This window comes from Phycisphaerae bacterium, from assembly GCA_018003015.1.
Lineage (GTDB): Bacteria > Planctomycetota > Phycisphaerae > UBA1845 > PWPN01 > JAGNEZ01.
Genome location: JAGNEZ010000053.1, coordinates 27177 through 44916 on the forward strand (window position 1 = coordinate 27177; position 17740 = coordinate 44916).

Consider the following 17740-nt stretch of genomic DNA (forward strand, 5'->3'; position numbering starts at 1 on the left):
GCGACGGAGGAGGAGGGCGGCGGGGCAGACGTTCTCGCCGGCGTACGGCCGGGTGAACGTGGTTGTCAGGGGAAGACCAGTCGCAGAATGGTGTAGGCGACTGCTGCGGCGGTGATGGCGGCCAGGACGACGCGGGGCCAGAAGGGCTTGGCCTGTAACCTGGCGCAGGTGAACTCGACGGCCATCCACACCGGGGCCAGGAAGAGCAGCAGTGGTCGCGTGCAGGCCAGGAACACGGAGGCGGGCAGGATGATGCCGACGACGATCCAGGCGGTGTTCGAAGGCATGTGGAAGGGCTCGGCGTGCTTGAGCCGATTGGCCTGCCAAGTTTCCCGCGGCTTGAACAGCTCTCCGCACTCTGGGCAGCGTCGAGAAAGCAGGCCGGTCAGGTCGTAGCCACACTTGAGGCAACGGAGGTTCCATTCGGGCAGGATTGGTCCCCCGGGGTCGATTTGGGTGGGCGAGCCCACGCGGAGTTGGCCTCTGGGGTGTCCGGATCGGCTCATCCTGTCATTATGCCCGAAGGGTCCTAGGGGCGCCCAGCTATTGACGGGCGGGCGGATTTGGCTACGGTGTGGGGATTTGGCGTGGGCGGTGGCGAGCCTGCGATCTGTTACCTGCTGTGGTTTCGAGAGTTACGGTGTTGATCTGACCTCCGCGGGAGGGCCTTGAGGCCCGAAGACGGGGGGATCGTTTGGGGCGGCGAGTGCATGATTCTGACCCTGCAACGCTATGTCAGCCGTGAGCTGCTGAAGACCTTTGGGCTCACCGCCGTCGGGTTGACGTTGACGTTCAGCCTGTGCGGAGGGGTCATGAACATGATTCAGGCTGACGTGTTGAAGGCGGTGCAGGTGGCCAAGATTCTGGCTCTGGTGCTGCCGGTGGCGATGACGTTGACCTTGCCCGTCTCTGCCCTTTTTGCGTGTGCGATTGTGTACGGGCGGCTGGCGGCGGACCGCGAGTTCGATGCCTGCAAGGCGAGCGGCATCAACATTTTCCGGCTGCTGCTGCCGGCAGTCGGACTGAGCTTGTTCACGGGGGTCTTCACCTTTGCGTTCGCGAACTACCTGATCCCGAGGTTCATTGAGCAGTTGGACTCGATTGTGAAGGGGGACATGCAGAGGGTGGTGTACCAGGCGTTGAAGACCCGAGGGTACGGCAAGTTCGAGGGCTACTATCTACACGCTGACCAGACCCATCTGTTTGATGATGGGCCGGAGCTCAAGACTATTCTGATCAAGAATGCGGCGTTCGTTCAGTTTGAGCGGGACGAGCTGACCCGTTGCGGGACGGCCGAGACGGCCCAGTTTGACTTCTCGACCGATCCGGCGAGCAAGACCGCCACGCTTGGGGCGACGCTGAAGAAGGTACGGCTTCTGGATCTCAGTCGCGAGCAGTTGTTCGAGGACGAGGAACGGCCGTTCACGCCGGTGGGTCTCAGGACGGAGATGAAGCTGAATCCCAAGTGGCTGGATCTGTCGCAGCTCTGGTATTACCGGAAGCACCCCACCGAGCTGCCGACCGGTCGCAGTCGCATGCTCAAGTTGCGGGGTCTGGTGCGGGAGGCTCAGTTCTACCGATATGTCCGCGAGCAGATCGAGAGCCCGAAGAAGATGATCGAACTGAGGGATGATCGGCTTCGCTACCAGATCCGAGCTGGTGCGGTTCGGTTGGACAGCGAGAGTTTCCGGCCTGAGCTGTCGAAGGTTCAAGTGGTTGAGTACTACAAGAACGGGAAGCGTACCTACGACGCGGACACCTGCCGGATCGAGGCCACCCGGGGGGGATCGAGTGGCACGGTGCCTTACGCCTCGCTGACGCTGGGCGGGAAGGTGGTCATGGTGGACTCTTCCGATCCGAAGCACAGAATCGAGCGCCGCAAGTGGGATTTGGACAGGGTTGGTCTCAGCGAGTTGCTCGCGGTGTTACCGCCGTTGCCGGACGATCGGGCTCTGCTGGGCAACTACAGCACGCCGGCGAGCATGGAAGTGGATCTACCGTCTATGGGGCTGGGGAGCCGGGTGGATGACGCCCGCGAGGCGGATCGCAAGAATGTCTTTTCGGTTCGGCAGAATCTGACCGGTCTGGTGCACTCACGGCTGGCGTTCAGTACGAGCTCGCTGGTGATTCTGGTGCTGGCCGCGGCCCTGGGGGTCATCTTCCGCGGCGGGCAGATGCTGACCGCTTTCGTGATCAGTTTCATTCCCGGGTTGCTGGTGGTGGTCATGAACATCATGGGGCGGCAGCTCAGCGGCAACCCGGACACGTTTGTAGTCGGCTTGGGGGTGATCTGGGTGGGCATTGGGATTGTGGCCCTTGCTGATGTGGTGGTGCTGGCGAAGTACCTGAAGCGATGAAGGGCGACGGGGTTTTCGAAGGTTTGAGGATTCCGGGTTTTGCGGGCGTGAGGTCATCGCCCGGCCATTGGGAGAGTCAGAGATGGAACGTGGGCAGCGAGAAGCGGACCGCTGACCGCTGACAGGTTTTCTTATGCTTCGCACGCTGGACCGATACCTGCTGCGGTCTTTTGTCTCGAACTACGTCCTGTCGTTGTTCGTCCTGATCAGTCTGTACGTGGTACTCGATCTGTTCGTCAATCTGGACGAGTTTACCGAGGACGGTGGGGGCTTCATTGACATCCTGGGTAACGTTTTCGACTATTACGTCTACAACGTACCCGTGTACTTCGCCCAGTTATCAGGGGTGATCACTGCTTTCGCCGCCTGCGGTACGCTGGCCCGCCTGCAGCGGCAGAACGAGATCACGGCCTTCCTGGCCTCGGGGACGAGCACCTACCGGCTGGCGGCTCCGATCATCGTTGCCGGGCTGGCCATGAACCTGCTGCTGGTCATGAATTACGAGGTGGTTCTGCCGAATATTGCCCCCAAGCTGGCCCGGACCCGCGATGACGTTGAGGGGGCCCGGGTTTACGAAGTCTGGTTCATCAAGGATGGGGAGAACCGGCTGATCAGTGCTCAGCAGTTCTCGCCCAAGGAGCAGCGGGCGGGCAAGCTGATTGTGATGGAGTTGTCGACGGATCCCTCGGACAGGGGTGGCCTGGGAGACATGATCCTGGCGGACAAGGCGGACTGGAACGAGGCCAAGCACGGCTGGGATCTGACCAACGGTTTCCGTTACAGTGTGGCCAAGCAGGGTGAAGGGGTTTTCGGCCGGAACCGGATGGTGAAGGAACGGACTCACTTTTACCACAGCACGCTGGTACCGGACGATCTCAAGCTCCGTCAGACGACGCAGTGGCTAGCGTTTCTGGGCACTCGCCAGTTGAATGCCCTGGCGGAGCATGGCGACGTGGATCGTCTCCGCATTGCCCAGATCAAGCACCGGCGGTTCACGGAACCGATCGGCAACATGATCCTGCTCCTGCTTGGTTTGCCGTTTTTCATGAACCGACTGCCGACCAGCATTCTGACGCAGGGTGGCAAGGCCCTGCTGGTATGTGCAGTCAGTTTCCTGATTACTTTTGCCGGGCAGCAGGTTGCCGGCACGCTCGAGGTGTCCCCCGCCCTGCCGGCCTGGATTCCGATCCTTGTTTTCGGTCCGGTTGCGGTTCTGTTGCTGGACAACGTGAAGACATAAGGTGGGCCGGTTTTATTCGGCGGCCTGGCCCTGCTCAAGGGCCCCTTCGAGCAGCAGCCAGTCGTCGTCGTCCTTGAAGGCGTTGTCGCGGGCGCTCCACCGCTGTGGGTAGTGGCCCTGGGTGAGTTTTTCGAGGAACGTCAGGAGCGGCCGCTGCGGGGGGTGATCGAGTTCCCGCTGGATGCTCGCGTCGACTTCCCAGTGGAACCTCTCGCGATACGGGGCGAACCCGAAGCCATCGAAGAAGTTTTCGCTGCCGACGATGGGCAGATACCACAGGCTGGGGATGCCGCGGGTGTTTTCGCGGATGGGCACCTCGCGTTTAAGCTGCTGGATCAGGGCGGCCAGTTCGGGGTCTTTCCGGGCGTGTTCCTCGAGTTGGTGGAGGGTAGGGAATCGGACCGGCGGGCTGACGAACAGGACCGGTTTATGCTGGAGGGTGGCGACCACGATCTCATGGGGGGTGCCCACGCTGTAGATGTTGGTCGGGCAGAAGGCGATGATGAAATCGCTAATATCGACCATTCGCAGGTCGATATGGACGGTCTCGCCAAAGGCGGCGGCGCACTTGGCCCGGGCGGCGGCGCCCTGTGCTCCCCAGGCGAAGGTCCAGTTGTCGCGGATTTCGAGGCTTCGTTCATCCTCTTCGCCATACCCGTGCAGGCCGCGGATGGCGGGCTTGTGCCACGGGTCGAAAACGGTGACCCCGTGGTGGGCCAGGAATTCGCTCACTCGCACCCGCCAGCCGGACTTCTTTTCGTCGGCCCGCGAAGCCACCCAGTCCATTGGACCGGAGAGGTAGGCTCGAGCCCCGTGGAGCAGATTCCTGCCCAATGTGTTCTTGGCCATGATTCTCCTCGTGGTCGCCTGTCGGGCGGCTCAATGTCCGGGCTGGGCGGATGGAGCATGGCCGTCCCGCAGGCGGCGTGTATTGTATCGGCAGGACGCGAGATGAAAGCCGATCTCTGGGATAGGCGAGCGAGATTCGAACTGGAGCCGGGTTGGTTTTTTTGGGGGGGTAGGGGTTGGGCGGTGGCGTTTCGGTGCGGGCTGGGCAAGGATGGGCGGATCCTGTGGGTTTGGCGTTTGTGCCGAGGTTGGAGGGGGATTCTTGAATTAAGCTTGCGGGGTGGGCCGGGCGGGCTATAATTCATAAGACGTCTGACGTCTTATCTGCTTTGGGTGGTTTGGGACGAGCGAGTCACGGGCCTGGGCGGTGGAGGCGGAGGTGACTGCGGGGGCTGGACGGTGGAGGCGGTGGCCGTCGTTTTCTGGGCATGGCTCCGGGGCGTCCGGCACCAGCTTTGAGAAGTTTTAAACTCTGGGGAACAAGTCGCAAGCCGGGGATCGAGTCGTGGCGGGTTCGGTGGGCGTGGAGGTCACTGGTGATGTCGCGTCGCACGTGCCGGGGGTTCACGCTGATTGAGGTGCTGGTGGTGGTCAGCCTGATCGCCCTGCTGATCGCGGTTCTTGTGCCGTCGCTTGCGAACGCCCGGGACCAGGCCCAGACGGTGGTGTGCAAGACGCGTTTGCGGGAGCTGTATTACGGCCACCTGTTTTACGCTCACGAACAGAAGCAGTTCTTCCCGCACTACGAGTGGTGGTTGTGGGATGCGCATCCGATCCCGAGCTACAATTACCCGGAAGCGATGATGTATTACTTTCCGGACCTGTATGCCAAGACGGGGGGCAAGTACCCGTCGGACTCGAGCCGGTGGGTGGAGTTCGGCCAGATCCACAGGTACATGAAGGACAAGGAGATGTACTTCTGTCCGAAGGACAGGAAGCGGCGTATCGGGGTAGCGATCGGGGCGGGCGGGGCTTACGGCAGCAAGCCGATTCACAGTTACTCGCGGGTGCTGGAGACGCATTACTTCTCGCTCTGGCATGTCAAAGGCAACCGCAACGTAAGCCCGCAGGAGGGGGTGCTCGATGCGACCGATTTTCTGTCGATTGAGCGCATCACGCCCAAGAATCTGGGCGTGGAGGCGTCGACGTATCTCAGCGAGTTTTACGGCAAGCCCACGCGATGCAGGACGACGCCGGACCGGGTCGCGTTGTTGTTCGAGGAGTGGCCCAACGGCGAGGGAGACTCGTTGATCTCGACGGACAGGTCCGCTGCGAGCAGTTCCCTCGTTTCGATGGACAATGGTACGAGTTTTCCGGCGTTGGGCGACTTCTTCGCCATGCGTCACCGGCAGAAATCGAATGTTCTGTACTGGGACGGTCACACGGCGATGGCCGACGCCAGGTGCAACAATCACACCAAGGATCGGATGGCGGCTTACGTGATCATGGGCGCCGGCCGGTAGACTCTCCGGGCCCCTGAGGGAGAGTCGGGTGGGTGGTCGGCCGTTGCGGGCTCAGGGTCGGGCTCAATCCAGCTGTTTGCGGAACCTGGTGAGGCTGAGGCCGAGGATGACGAGGCAACAGATCACCAGCCCGGCGATATGGGGTATGAGGTCGGTTGCGTCGGCCGCGCGGAGGATCACGCCGCGGAGGATTTCCACGAAGTAGGTTACTGGGAGGATGCAGCTGATGAGGTAGATTGGGAGGGGCATTTCCGAGCGCGGGAACATGAAGCCGGACAGCAGTACGGAGGGCATCATGATGAGGAACGCGAACTGCATGGCCTGCAGCTGGGTGGTTGCGAGGGTAGAGATCAGCAGTCCCAGTCCGAGGGCGGTGACGATGAACAAGGACGACAGGAGGATGAGCAGCGGGAGGCTTCCGTGGACAGGCACCTTGAACACGGCGTTCATACCCACGAGGATGACGAGGAGTTCGGCGAGGGCCAGGAGGGCGTAGGGGATCAGCTTGCCGAAGAGCAAGGCGGCGCGGCCGACGGGGGTCACGAAGAGCTGTTCGAGTGTTCCCTGTTCGCGTTCCTTGACGATGGAGAAGCTGGTCATGAAGACCAGGACCAGTTGCAGGATAATGGCGATCAAGCCCGGGACGAAGAAGTGTGAGCTTTCGAGGTCGGGGTTGTAGAGCAGGCGGGCGCGGGCCTCGATTGGCAAGGCCGGGCGGCCGCGGGGATCGCGTGACGGGGCGATCTGGGCCGCCTCGACCACGGCCTTGGCCTTTCCGGTGGAGAGCTGGACAACCAGGAGGCTGACTGCGTTCAAGGCCGTGCTGGCGACCTGTGAATCGCTGCCGTCGATGAGCACCTGGACCTGGGCCTGTTCGCCGCGGAGCAGCCGTTCGGAGTAGTCGGCGGGGATGAGGATTCCGGTTTTAGCTCGCCCGCTGGTCATCGCGCGTTGGAGTGTTTGCCTATCCGCGGTGTGTTCGATGACGCGAAACGTTCGCGTGTTGCACATGGCATCGATGAGTCGGCGGCTCTCCTGCCGGCGGTCCAGATCGAAGACCGCGAGGGGGATGTTATCGATGGTGACGTTGATGGCGTAGCCGAAGAGGGTCAATTGGAGTACGGGGACGAAGAGGGCGAAGATGAGGGTGGAGCGATCGCGGCGGATGTGGGAGAATTCCTTGAGGAGGATAGCCCGGAAGCCGTTCATGAGGCACCTCCCGCCGCCCGCTGACGGCTGAGGAGGACGAACACGTCTTCCAGGGTGGGTCCGATGGGGCGGAAGGTAGCCGCCGAATCGCCTGGGGCGATGTGAGCCAGGAGGTTCTGGGGGGGGAGGGTTTCCTGGACCAGGACGTGCAAGGCGGTTCCGAACAGGGTGGCGTCGCGGACGGCGGGCAGTTCCCGGCACCGGGCCAAGGCGGCGGGCGGATTGGCGCAGACGACCTCGAATCGCCGGGTACCGGCGGGCATGACCGCGGGCAGGGCCTTGAGGTCGTCGGGTTCGCCCAGGGCGATGAGTTGTGACAGGTGGATGTATCCGACGTGGGTACAGCGTTCGGCCTCGTCCATGTAGTGGGTGGTCACGAGCATGGTGACGCCCTGATGAGCCAAGGTGAAGAGCAGATCCCAGAGATCCCGGCGGGCGACCGGATCGATGCCGGCGGTGGGCTCATCGAGGAAGAGCATTTCTGGTTCGTGGATCACGGCGCAGGCCAGGGCCAGGCGTTGTTTCCAGCCTCCGGAGAGATGTCCGGCGAGGCGGTCGGCGTACGCGCCCAGGCCGGTCAGTTCCATGACGCGTTGTTCTCGTTCGCGTTGACGGGTGGCGTTCAGGCCGTAGATCATGCCGTAGAATCGGAGGTTTTCGGTCACGCTGAGGTCGGCGTAGAGGCTGAATTTCTGGGACATGTAGCCGATCCGCCGCTTGATGGCCTCGGGGTTGCGGCGGATGTCGATGCCCAGCACTCGGCCCTGTCCGTCGCTGGGTCGGAGGACGCCGCAGAGCATGCGGATCAAGGTGGATTTGCCTGATCCGTTGGGGCCGAGCAGGCCGAAGATGCTGGCTCGTGGCACCTCGAAGCTCACCTCGCGGACGGCCACGAAGCTGCCGAACCGGCGGGTCAACCTGGTGGTGTGGATGACTGCCTGGTTCATGGATTGGCGGCCTCTCCCAGCAGGACGTCAGCGGCCATCCCGACGCGGAGCCGGTCCGAGCCTTGGTCGAGGTACACCTTGATCCGGAACACCTGCTTGCTACGTTCCTCTGGGGTCTGGACATTTCGGGGGGTGAATTCGGCTTCCTGGGCGAGGAAGGTGAGGCGTCCCTGGAATTGCTCGGTTGGGAAGCTATCCACCCGGATGGGCACTTTCTGTCCGAGTCGGACCTGTCCGAGGCGGGATTCTGGGAGATAAGCTCGGACCCAGAGGCTGGTGGTATCGAGCAGTGAGACGGCGGGTGCGTTGATGGCGACCAGATCGCCGGGATGGAGATCGATGGCCTCGACCGAGCAATCGCAGGGTGCGATGACCACGAGTTCCTTGAATCGCACTTGGATCGCCGCCACTCTGGCTTGGGCGGCCATGACCTGGGCGGCGGCCTTGGCGAGGTCTTCGGTCCGGAATCCGGCCTCCAGGAGTTTCATGGCCTGCTCGGCCTCGGCCAAAGCGGCCTTGGCCTCGGCCAGATCCTCCTTTCGGGAGCCTTCCTCGAGGAGGGCGAGCTTGAGTTGGGCTGCGGCGGTATCCGCCTTTGCCGCCTTGAGCTGGCGGATGGCCAGGTCGAGTTCGATTTTGGGTGCGGTGCCCTGTTTACGGAGTGATTCGACGCGTTCGTGCTCTGATTCGGCCAGTTCGAGGCCGGCCTTGGCCCGGTTGAGTTCTTCCCGGGCGATCTCGATCTCCCGAGGGCGGGGGCCGGCCAGCAGTTTCTCGTGGATCGCGTTCATCCGGTTGAATTTGGCCCGAGCCTGTTCGATCTCCTGGGGGCGATTGCCGGCCTTGAGGCGGGCGTGATCGGCCTGGCTGGCGGCCAGTTCGGCTTCGGCCTGTTTGAGTTGCTCCTGAAGATCGAACGGATCGATCCGGAACAAGGGGGTTCCGGCCTTGACTTGCTGGCCCTCGACGACGCTGACCTCGGCGACCCGTCCGCCGACGCGGGAGCCGACGCGGATCAGATCGGCTTCCACGAAGCCGGAGACGACGAGGGCCTGTGGTTTGTGTTGCTGCCAATACAACCAGCCGAGGACGCCGAGGCCGGCCAGGACGGCAAGTCCGAGCACCTTACGCATGAGGATTCACCTCCGAAGGAGCTTGCCCATCTTAGCGTGTGGTCTTTCGTTTGTAACGAGGTGAATGAGACGCAAAATTCCCGTTGCAATTAATCCCGCGGCTGATAAACTGTGGGCCGCGGTCCGATAGTGTCGGCCTTGCAGGGTCTTGCGGCCGTTGTGGCGAACGCGAGCCAAGGGAGTGGCGGGAAGCAGTTTCACCACCACACGTCAAGAGGATTGCGGGCATGAGCGAGAACACCAAGGGCGTCGTGCTTGTCGTCGATGACGAGCCACTGAAGAGAATCACGTTACAGATTGAGCTTTCGCAAGCGGGTTATACGGTCCTGGATGCCACCGATGCCGAGTCTGCGCTCAGGCAGCTGCAGGCCCGGCCGGTGGACGTGGTGGTCACCGATGTTCGGATGCCCCAGATGGACGGGCTGCAGTTTCTGGAGCAGATCAAGGTGCACTGGCCGCACACCCACGTGATCCTGATGACCGCTTACGGGACAGTTGATGCAGCAGTCACGGCGATCAAGCGTGGTGCCCAGGACTACCTGACGAAGCCATTTGCCACGGAGGTGCTGATCCGCAAGCTGGATGGTCTGCGGGCGGCCGGGGTTCTGGGCGGGGCGGCGGGAGCCCAGCCGGCGGGTGGGGAGCAGGCTGGCCCGCTGGTCGGGTACAGTTACGCGGGGGCCCAACTTTGTCGGCAGGTGCGTGAGCTGACTGGCAACGACTGTGCCGTCCTGCTACAAGGTGAGACCGGGACCGGCAAGGGTCTGGTCGCGCGGACGATCCATCAGCTCAGCCGTGGTGGCCAGAAGCCGTTTTTGGTGCTGGACTGCGATCTGTGTCCGGCGCCCAAGCTGGAGATGGATCTGCCCGCCAAGTTCGAGGAAGCTGCGGGGGGGACCTTGTTTCTTCAGAACGTAGACACGCTGCCCTCGGAGATCCAGGGTCGGTTGCTGTATCTGCTGGACCGGATGCAGACGCCGCAGGGTGGCGGGCTCGATGTTCGGCTGATCTGCGCGACCGGCTGCGACCTGAAGTCTCTGGTTGACTCGGGCGGATTTCGCAAGGATCTCGCCTATCGCATCTCGACCGTGACGGTGACCGTGCCACCGCTTCGCGATCGCCGCGAGGACATCGTGCCGCTGTCTGAGGCGTATCTACGGAACAGGGCCCAACGGACCGGCGGGCAGACGCTGCGTCTTGCCTCGCAGGCGACGGAGGCCATGCTCGCCTATCATTGGCCGGGCAACATTCGCGAGTTGGAGCATGTTCTTGAACGGGCCGCGGCCCTGACCAGCGGGGGCCAGATCGAGCTTCGGGACGTTCTCCTCCCCGAGGAGTCTACCCGCTTGACCTCGACCAGCGCGGCCGCCGACGCGGTTCGCCCGCCGGCGCTGACCGAGACAATCGCCGACATTGAACGGACGCTGATCGATTCCGCGCTTCAGCGGGCCGCCGGCAACCAAGCCCGGGCCGCTCAGATTCTCGGCATTCCCCGCACCACCCTGCGTGACAAGATGACCAAGTACGGCATGGTTGGCACTTCGCAGGGCAAGAGCGACATCGAGACCTGAGGCCGAGTCGTTCACCTACTAGGCGGGCGTGAACGCGGTGGTCGTGGTGCGGGCAAAGGGGCGGATGGCGAACCGGGGCGCCAGCAGGCTTTGGAGCCTATCCCGTTAGGTGTGGGACTGGTAGCTTGCCGGTCAAGTGACAGGCTGGAAGCCTGCTCCACACTGCTGAGGGAGACAGGCTCACTCCTGACAGAGACAGGGTCACTCTTGACGGAGAGAGGCTTCGGCCGGACATCCTGACCATGACGGCGGAGGGGAGTGGTCTGCTCCTGGGCCCGTTCAAGCCTTGATGTGATCCGTACCGTAACCCGACGAAACGAGGCGGTGATGAGACCTGACCTGCTCTTAGCGGCGATCGTTTGCGCAGTCCTCTCACCGCCGACAGTCTGGGGGCAGGTCCAGGTCGAGGCCCCAAGGAAGATGCTGGAAGACTTCGAAAACGGGCGGGACGGGTGGAACTACGTCGATGGGCGGGAGTTCCCGGGGGCGAAGGGATCGCTGGCCCTTGACACGACGGTGGCTCATGGGGGCAAAGCCTCTTTGAAGCTCGAGGCGGACTTCACCGCCGGTGGGGCTTACGTTGGGACGTACCGCGATCTCGACCGGCTCAAGGATGAGGATTTCAAGGCGATCCATCTGTGGATCAAGTCGAATCACGTTGCCCACATTGGCGTGCGTATCGTCGACAGCACCGACCAGTGCCACCAGAAGCATGGTGGAGTCGCCCTGGCCGCGACCGCGGACTGGCAGAAGGTGGTCCTGAAGATCGCGGATGTGGTGGGTGGCGAGCACTGGGGCGGGGCCAATGACGGCAGATGGCACGGACCGGCCAAAGGGCTGGGCATCAATATCGGCAGGGACGCGGCCACCGCCCGGACGGGGGCGAGTTCGATTCACCTGGATGACATCGAGGTTGTTCCGGGGCCTGTGATGGACGGGCATCCGACCCTGCATTCGGTGGTTCCGGATCGGCCCTCCTGCCGCCCCGGCTTCGAGGTTGCGGTCCGATATCGCTGGGATGCCGAGCCTTTGGGCAGTGACCACCGTGTTTTCGTTCACCTTCTGGACGCCAAGGGGAAGATGGTGTTCCAGTCTGACCATGCGGCTCCTGAATCGACCTCGATCTGGTCCGGGCGCATCGAGTACAAGAACCGGATTTACGTACCGATCGACAGCCCCGAGGGCGAGTATGTGATGGTAGCCGGTCTCTATCGCGGCGGAAGGCGTGTGGTCCTCAAGGCGGGGGATGGGGTCACGGCGTTCAGAGGCGACCCCACTGCCTTCCAGGTGGGCGTACTCGAGGTTGACTCGCGGGCGCCGATTCCCCGACTGACCGGGCCCAAGTTGAATCTGGACGGCTACGTTGTGACCTTCGAGGACGAGTTCCGGGATCTCAGCGTCTCGGCGGCCGGTCCGGGGACGCGGTGGTTTACGGCCACGAAGGAGAGTTTTGGCGACGCCCGCTTCGTGCCCCAGGCGGACGGCTTTCCATTCTCGATTGTCAAGGGTGTTCTGCCGGACAAGCCTGTCCTGCGGATTGAAGCCGCCAAGAAGGACGGGCGCTGGTGCAGCGGCATCCTGGCCTCTGCCGACCCCAAGGGGGGCGGTTTTTCCCAGAAGTTCGGCTACTTCGAGATGCGGGCCAAGTTCCCCGCGAGCCCGGGCATGTGGCCGGCGTTCTGGCTGCTGGGTCAGCCTTCGCTGACCGACCGGTCGAGGACCAACCCCGAGATTGACGTAGTGGAGTGGTACGGTGCACTCCCGAACCTGGTTATGTCCACCATGCATCTCTGGCGGCCGAACGGCAAGCATACGGCCGTCGGGGACCACATCAACGTGCCGGGCTTGACGGAGGAGTTTCATCGCTACGGGGTACTGATCGACGAGGACAACGTGACCTACTACTTTGATGGCATCCGGACCCAGCAGCAGAAGACGCCGGAGGAAGCGAAGGTTCCGCTGTACATGCTGGTTAACCTGGCCATGGGCAGCGGATGGCCGATCGACAAGGCGGTGAGCCCCTCGTACCTGTACGTGGACTATGTCCGGGCCTATGCCAAGAGATGAACTCGTTGGGGAAACGGGTGGGACCGCACCCGTCTGGTGGCGTGAGGGTCTGGTCTTGCTTTGGTGAACTGGGCGTTATGCGGTCGTCGATGGGCGTGGGAGTGGGCTTTCTGGGGCGGTGCCGCTTCGGTTAGACTATGCCGTCGTTCGGCTTCCGGGGATTGACGGCCGCCAGCCGAGGGCTGATGGCCGGATGCCGGCGTTGGGGTGCCGACGTTCGCTCCTGGGCGAGAACCGGCAGCTGATTGCTTGTTTGGAGTCCACACTGTGTCGCAGAGTCTCCCTGTCGCGGTCATTGGCACCGGTCACATGGGCCGCCATCACGTGCGTATTTACCACGAGCTCGCCGAAGCGGAGCTGGTGGGAATCGTGGACCTGGACGAGGCCCGTGCGGGGGAGTTGGCCGCGAAGTTCAAGACCAAGGCCTACGCCTCGATTACGCCGCTGCTTGGCAAGGTGAAGGCGGTGAGTGTGGCCGTTCCCACGGTTGCGCACCTGGCCGTTGCCCGGCCTTTTCTGGAGGCGGGTGTGGCCGTGCTGATCGAGAAGCCGCTGGCCCAGGACACGGCGACGGCGGGCGAACTGCTCGAGACCGGCCGGCGGCATGGAACGTTATTGCAGGTCGGGCACACCGAGCGGTTCAATCCCGTGGTTCGGGCGATGAGGAGCATGCAGGTCTCGCCGCAGTTCATCGAGACTCATCGCATCAGCCCGTTCACTTTTCGCTCGGCGGACATTGGCGTGGTCATGGACATGATGATCCACGATATTGACATTGTGCTCTCGCTGGTGAAGGCGAATCCGGCTCGAGTAGAGGCGGTGGGGGTGAGCGTGCTTGGCCGGCACGAGGACATTGCCAACGCCCGGGTGATCTTTGAAGGCGGGTGCGTAGCCAATCTGACCGCTTCGCGTCTGGCTCTGAAGACCGAGCGAAAGATCCGGGTATTCAGCCAGGAGGCCTATCTGTCGCTGGACTATCAGAAGAAGAGCGGTATCGCGATCAAGAAGGACGCGAACCTGGACCTGCTGAAGTTTGCCCGCGAGCACAAGGCCGAGGATCTCTCGCAGCTGGCCGGCAGCGACTTCGGCTCGATGGTCAAGGTTGAGCCGCTGGTGGTGGATGATGTCGAGCCGCTGCGAGCGGAACTGCAGTCGTTTCTGCATTCGGTTCGCACGGGTGAGAGGCCGGCGGTGACGGCCGAGGAAGGCGCCGCGGCGGTGGATCTGGCCGAGCGGATCACGATGGCGGTCAAGGAGCACGACTGGCAGATCAAATAGGCTGGTCAGGAGCCCCGGGGCGGATGTCCCTTGACGTTCTTGAGATGTTCCCGCAGGGCGGGCAGCTTGGCAGGGGGGACCAGTTCGTCCCACTCCAGGAGCGGCTTGACCGGCTGGAGAGCTGTGGCGGTGCGAAGCCGCAGGGTGATAATCTGCTGGGGGCGGACCGGGAATTGGTATGTCGGGCCATTGTCGAGCTTGCGGGGATGATCGCCGACCAGGCTGGTGAGGGCGGCGTTGGTGTGTGGCAAATCGACGGTGACTGTCGCGATACCCGCCTGGCCGATGACCTCGAGCAGTCTGATTTCGATGTCCTGGCCGTCGCGGCGTATGACCTCGACGATGACGTTGTCGGAGGTGCGTACGAACGAGGCGGTGGCGACCGGTTTGCAGTGATCGGCCAGGATGACGGGGCAGTTGTATTCCCAGGCCAGCTGCGGGATTCGTGCGGTCGGCCAATCCGTGTCGTGGGCCACGAGGGCGTACTCGAAGCGGTGCGCGCCTTTGCCGCTGAGCCAGGCATTGGGATAGCCGTTGTACTTCTCGGTGGCATTGAGCAGATACAGGGCGGGGGTTCGGTGGTTGATTTCCCGTCCGGTCAAGCCGCGGTCGAGGATGGCCACGCCGCCTTTTCCGGGGGAGGCATAGTCGCTCCACCGCACTGTCGGGGTGATGCCCTCCACCTGGCCGTCGTCCCGGGAGAAGCCGAAGGGGATGCCGCGGCGGATTTCGGCGGGGGTTTCGGCGAGGGGGAATTCGGCGACGACGACGGTCCGGTTGGGGATATCGTTCAGTTCGGTCTCGAATTCGATGCGTGGATGGTTCTTGAAGAAGCGTGTGATGCGTCGTCCGGTTCCACCTCCGTAGAACTCGCCTTGGGCCTCCACGGTCATAGCCAGCGGCCCCTCGGTGACGGTGACCGTCGACTTGGAGTCGCTCGAGGTGGCCAGGCGGGGGCGTTTCGGGCGAAGCTCGGTGAAGTCTCCCGGATCGTGGTCGCCGACGTGTTTCTCGGCGACCAAGACGTTGGCCGGCCCGCCGAGCATCTGGCGTCCGGACGGTTTCAGCTTGAGGCTGGTGAGGGCCCCGGTCGACGCGTCCAGTTGAGCGGTGTAGAAGTTCGTTTCGATGACCGGTGGCAGCGCGATGGTCTTGGGGGCCGGTGCCGCCCCGGTTGTGGTTTCGACGCCGAGCAGTCCGGTTGGGGGCAGGTCGAGGCGGCACAGCGTGGTCCCGTTGCCGGCGTCCTGGGACAGACCTTCGGCGAGGCGTATTCCGGGGCGCAGTTTCAGGCAGAGCGGATCGGTACGGAGCCAGTTTGCGGGGTTGAACAGGGTGACATTCGCGCCCTCGCCGGCGAGCTTGCGGGCGGCGGCATCCAGGGTAGCGGCGCTGTTGCGTTCGACCCACTCGAAGCGGTCGCGTGCGTCCCATGAGGTCTGGTGCTCGAACACCATGCCGCCGGCGGCCCCCCACAGCGTGTTTCGGTCCATGTTCAGCAGCATCAGCAGCCATGCGTGATAGAGTTGCTGCGCGGGGTACTCGAAGTCGCTCTTGAGGCTGGCAATGGTGGCCAGGGTCTCGGCGGCCTGCAGGGCGTGTTCGTCACGGCGATACCAGCTCTTCACTCGCGGGTTCTGAATCCAGAAGGAATCGTAAGTGAAGTTCGTGTTGACGCGGACGGTGGGCAACTCGAGCTTGCCGGATTTGATGTCGGGCAACACGGCATCGACATACGACGACAGGGTGCTGAAACGCAGGTCACAATCGGGGCGGTAGTCTTTCCATTGTTTCAGGAGCTCGGTCGGGTTCTCGCGCCGTGGCGGGGCCAAGGCGTAGTCGCCGTAGCCGCCGAGGATGAGCACGGGGAGTCCGGGTGACGTGTAGCCGACCTTCGAGGCGATGGCGCCGGCCATGCTGCGCAGCTGGGCTGGGGTGAGGGGTTCCCGGGCCGCGTAGCATCCGCCGATGTCGTCGGAGTAGTGGCCGGGCACGAGGGTGAGGATGCGTGAGCCGTCTGGCGATTCGGACCAGAAGATGCTCTTGTCGGTCCGGTTGCGGCGAGTGTAGATGAGGGCTTCGAGTCCGAGCTGAGTGCACAACTGGGCCATCTGGTAGTGGGTACCGCACACATCGATCGCCCAGCAGAACCGCGGCCGGGCTCCCATGACCTGCTGCTGCCAGCGAAGTCCGTCAATACCCATTTTGGCCAGGGCCTCGCCGCCGGAGAGATTGATCGTCGGTTCGAGGAAGAACGCGTTGACCAGTTCGACGCGGCCCTGGGCGATGCGCTCTTTGAGCTCGGTGAAGCGTCGCGGCTCGAAGTTGCCGATCGCGATCATGTTATTGCACTCGGAGAGCGCGAAGCAGTAGTGGGTGTCATCGCGGACGCGGTCGAGGTGGTCGAGGTAGCTGTTGGCGCAGTAGTTTCGCTCGGTGGACCAGTTGGTCAGCCAGCCGCAGCTGGCGGGGTGGAAGTTGGGTACCACGAAGACCCGAGCGGGCAGAGGGGGGGACTTCTGCCGGCGTTCGGCGGCGGTGCGGGACCGATAGGCGTCATAGTCTCGGGCCGGTATCAGCCGCAGCCACACCAGGTTCATGACCGCCTGACCGGGTTTCGTGGTGGGTTTGAGGGAGAGGGCGAGCGGTCCGGCGCGTCCGACCTTCAGGGTGCCGATTCGGGCAATCTCGTGGTCGAGCCAAGTGCCGGTATGTACCGCGATGGTGCCGGGCAAGATTTGGCCGTCGAGTGCCAGTTCGAACGCACTGCCTTCCGAGCCGGCCTGGCAGGAGTATCGCATCTCCACGACGTACTCGCCGGAGTGATCCAGTGCTACCTGCCAGGAGAGCCATTCCGCCGCATCGGTCCAATAGCAGATATTGCCGACGCCCTCGAGCACCATGAACCGGGCGGTCTGGCCGTGGATTGCCGCGGTGCCAGCGTCGAGCTGGAGAATCCCGTCGGCCAGGGGTTTGACCACTGCCGGGGCACGCGTGGCCTGCTGCGCCAGGGTACTCGGCCCGGCCAGGGCCACGGCCAGAATGCAGGGGATGAGGTGGCCGGACCGTCGCCGGGGCTGAAGCATGTGGGTTGAACGCGATGCTACCGAAGCCGCGGGGGTCGCCGCCGAGGCAAAGCGAAGTGATGAGCGCATGTCCGGTCCTTTCGTATTGCTGAGGCTTTCGTGGGTATGGGTGCCTGGCCCGATCATCGAGGATCCTGCCCGCGTATGCGGTTATGGGTGCCGGGGGTCCAGGATAGCATGGGTGGGCACAGGATCAACTTGCCGTGTGCATGTCCGGCGTTTGGCCTTGCTTGCTTCCTGGGATGGGCGGACTCAACCGGATGGCTGGGGGCAGAGGGGGTTTCATCGTGTGATCGTTGACCGGGCGGGTGTTGATGGTGATGGGCCGCCGGTTGTGGTGTGATGGACGGTGGAGTACTCGCATGGCCGTGGAGGGCGTGGGCACGGACGACGTACTGCCGGAGCGGGGCTGGGGCGGAGGACCCTTACGGATTGCTGGGGGGGGGGGGAGGTGTGTCCTTGCGGTGTGGAGTCGCCGGCGGCTGGGGGGTTGGGCGACGTCAGCCGCCCGTTCGCCCCAGTCGTTTCTGGCCATCGGAA

General features: G+C 63.4%; 12 protein-coding genes. 6 read left to right on the forward strand and 6 right to left on the reverse strand.

Annotation, left to right across the window (positions count from 1 at the left end):
* Positions 1 to 65: 65 nt before the first annotated feature.
* Positions 66 to 506 (reverse strand): hypothetical protein, encoded by a 441-nt coding sequence (locus KA354_18965; GenBank protein ID MBP7936729.1) that lies wholly within the window; start codon positions 504 to 506, stop codon positions 66 to 68.
* 204 nt (positions 507 to 710) lie between these two features.
* Between KA354_18965 and KA354_18970 the strand changes: the two genes are divergently transcribed.
* Together KA354_18970 and KA354_18975 are read left to right on the forward strand one after the other, a co-directional pair.
* Positions 711 to 2357: an LptF/LptG family permease gene (locus KA354_18970; GenBank protein MBP7936730.1), complete on the forward strand. Its 1647-nt coding sequence runs from the start codon at positions 711 to 713 to the stop codon at positions 2355 to 2357.
* Positions 2358 to 2490: 133 nt separating this feature from the next.
* A complete protein-coding gene (locus KA354_18975) occupies positions 2491 to 3597 on the forward strand; it encodes an LptF/LptG family permease (protein ID MBP7936731.1) in 1107 nt (368 codons plus the stop codon).
* Positions 3598 to 3609: 12 nt separating this feature from the next.
* On the opposite strand, the gene KA354_18980 is transcribed toward KA354_18975, so the two are convergent.
* Entirely contained in the window at positions 3610 to 4446 is an 837-nt protein-coding gene (locus KA354_18980; protein ID MBP7936732.1) for a hypothetical protein, read from the reverse strand.
* 539 nt (positions 4447 to 4985) lie between these two features.
* On the opposite strand from KA354_18980, the gene KA354_18985 reads away from it, so the two are divergent.
* Positions 4986 to 5909: a prepilin-type N-terminal cleavage/methylation domain-containing protein gene (locus tag KA354_18985; protein MBP7936733.1), complete on the forward strand. Its 924-nt coding sequence runs from the start codon at positions 4986 to 4988 to the stop codon at positions 5907 to 5909.
* A gap of 63 nt (positions 5910 to 5972) precedes the next feature.
* On the opposite strand, the gene KA354_18990 is transcribed toward KA354_18985, so the two are convergent.
* The 3 genes from KA354_18990 to KA354_19000 are packed head-to-tail and all read right to left on the reverse strand — an operon-like array spanning position 5973 to position 9198.
* Complete coding sequence (locus tag KA354_18990; GenBank protein MBP7936734.1) at positions 5973 to 7118, reverse strand: ABC transporter permease; 1146 nt, start codon at positions 7116 to 7118, stop codon at positions 5973 to 5975.
* Positions 7115 to 8065: an ABC transporter ATP-binding protein gene (locus tag KA354_18995; protein MBP7936735.1), complete on the reverse strand. Its 951-nt coding sequence runs from the start codon at positions 8063 to 8065 to the stop codon at positions 7115 to 7117. Before KA354_18995 ends, KA354_18990 begins: the two co-directional genes overlap by 4 nt.
* Positions 8062 to 9198 carry an efflux RND transporter periplasmic adaptor subunit gene (locus KA354_19000; GenBank protein ID MBP7936736.1) on the reverse strand — a complete coding sequence of 379 codons (1137 nt, stop codon included), beginning with the start codon at positions 9196 to 9198 and terminating at the stop codon, positions 8062 to 8064. The genes KA354_18995 and KA354_19000 overlap by 4 nt, the downstream gene beginning before the upstream one ends.
* A gap of 227 nt (positions 9199 to 9425) precedes the next feature.
* Here KA354_19000 and KA354_19005 point away from each other — a divergent pair, with 227 nt between their 5' ends.
* The 3 genes from KA354_19005 to KA354_19015 all read left to right on the forward strand — a co-directional run bounded on the left by KA354_19005 (position 9426) and on the right by KA354_19015 (position 14114).
* The gene (locus KA354_19005; protein MBP7936737.1) at positions 9426 to 10769 is read left to right on the forward strand and encodes a sigma-54-dependent Fis family transcriptional regulator; all 1344 of its coding nucleotides are present in this window, start codon (positions 9426 to 9428) and stop codon (positions 10767 to 10769) included.
* A 327-nt stretch (positions 10770 to 11096) separates the two neighbouring features.
* Positions 11097 to 12836 (forward strand): glycoside hydrolase family 16 protein, encoded by a 1740-nt coding sequence (locus KA354_19010; GenBank protein ID MBP7936738.1) that lies wholly within the window; start codon positions 11097 to 11099, stop codon positions 12834 to 12836.
* Between the two features lie 267 nt (positions 12837 to 13103).
* A complete protein-coding gene (locus KA354_19015; GenBank protein MBP7936739.1) occupies positions 13104 to 14114 on the forward strand; it encodes a Gfo/Idh/MocA family oxidoreductase in 1011 nt (336 codons plus the stop codon).
* Between the two features lie 5 nt (positions 14115 to 14119).
* Here the strand turns inward: KA354_19015 and KA354_19020 are convergent, their stop codons facing one another.
* A complete protein-coding gene (locus KA354_19020) occupies positions 14120 to 17269 on the reverse strand; it encodes a hypothetical protein (protein ID MBP7936740.1) in 3150 nt (1049 codons plus the stop codon).
* Between the last annotated feature and the right edge of the window lie 471 nt (positions 17270 to 17740).

What these genes read in the sequence shown, in the direction of transcription:
- KA354_18980 (MBP7936732.1), bottom strand. Translation starts at nt 4,446, where the DNA reads ATGGCCAAGAACACATTGGGCAGGAATCTGCTCCACGGGGCTCGAGCC.
- KA354_18975 (MBP7936731.1), top strand. Translation starts at nt 2,491, where the DNA reads ATGCTTCGCACGCTGGACCGATACCTGCTGCGGTCTTTTGTCTCGAAC.
- KA354_19005 (MBP7936737.1), top strand. Translation starts at nt 9,426, where the DNA reads ATGAGCGAGAACACCAAGGGCGTCGTGCTTGTCGTCGATGACGAGCCA.
- KA354_18965 (MBP7936729.1), bottom strand. Translation starts at nt 506, where the DNA reads ATGAGCCGATCCGGACACCCCAGAGGCCAACTCCGCGTGGGCTCGCCC.
- KA354_19010 (MBP7936738.1), top strand. Translation starts at nt 11,097, where the DNA reads ATGAGACCTGACCTGCTCTTAGCGGCGATCGTTTGCGCAGTCCTCTCA.
- KA354_19000 (MBP7936736.1), bottom strand. Translation starts at nt 9,198, where the DNA reads ATGCGTAAGGTGCTCGGACTTGCCGTCCTGGCCGGCCTCGGCGTCCTC.
- KA354_18995 (MBP7936735.1), bottom strand. Translation starts at nt 8,065, where the DNA reads ATGAACCAGGCAGTCATCCACACCACCAGGTTGACCCGCCGGTTCGGC.
- KA354_18985 (MBP7936733.1), top strand. Translation starts at nt 4,986, where the DNA reads ATGTCGCGTCGCACGTGCCGGGGGTTCACGCTGATTGAGGTGCTGGTG.
- KA354_18990 (MBP7936734.1), bottom strand. Translation starts at nt 7,118, where the DNA reads ATGAACGGCTTCCGGGCTATCCTCCTCAAGGAATTCTCCCACATCCGC.
- KA354_19020 (MBP7936740.1), bottom strand. Translation starts at nt 17,269, where the DNA reads ATGCGCTCATCACTTCGCTTTGCCTCGGCGGCGACCCCCGCGGCTTCG.
- KA354_18970 (MBP7936730.1), top strand. Translation starts at nt 711, where the DNA reads ATGATTCTGACCCTGCAACGCTATGTCAGCCGTGAGCTGCTGAAGACC.